The sequence below is a fragment of the Pseudophaeobacter profundi genome, assembly GCF_029697505.1.
Lineage (GTDB): Bacteria > Pseudomonadota > Alphaproteobacteria > Rhodobacterales > Rhodobacteraceae > Pseudophaeobacter > Pseudophaeobacter profundi.
This window is the reverse complement of the sequence record NZ_JARJEF010000222.1, coordinates 1-277: the sequence shown is the minus strand read 5'-3', so window position 1 is coordinate 277 and position 277 is coordinate 1. Positions and strand designations below refer to the sequence as shown.

Below are 277 nucleotides of genomic sequence, written 5' to 3'. Positions count from 1 at the left end.
AATAAACTAATCGTACTCACTATACTGTTAGTTTTACAAATACAATGGGTAACAGAAGTTCTTTACTTCTAGAATTTATCTTGGGATACAGCTTCGCCATCTCTTGGCAACTTTTCAAAAACAATCCGTCCCCCAACTTCATAATATTAGCTTTATGGACTGCAGTGACCTTCTTCCTGTTGTTTTTGGTAGCATAGTCAAAAGCAAACTTAGCAATCCTTGATGACTTATTGGCTGTTACGATCTTTAGACATTCCACAACCCCCTTGACACTTTC

General features: G+C 37.2%; 1 protein-coding gene. It reads right to left on the bottom strand.

Going from position 1 to position 277, the window contains the following annotated elements; all coding sequences use genetic code 11:
• Positions 1 to 19 precede the first annotated feature (19 nt).
• On the bottom strand, positions 20 to 277 hold a 258-nt coding region (locus P2081_RS20805; protein ID WP_278924689.1), incomplete at its 5' end, for an isocitrate/isopropylmalate family dehydrogenase.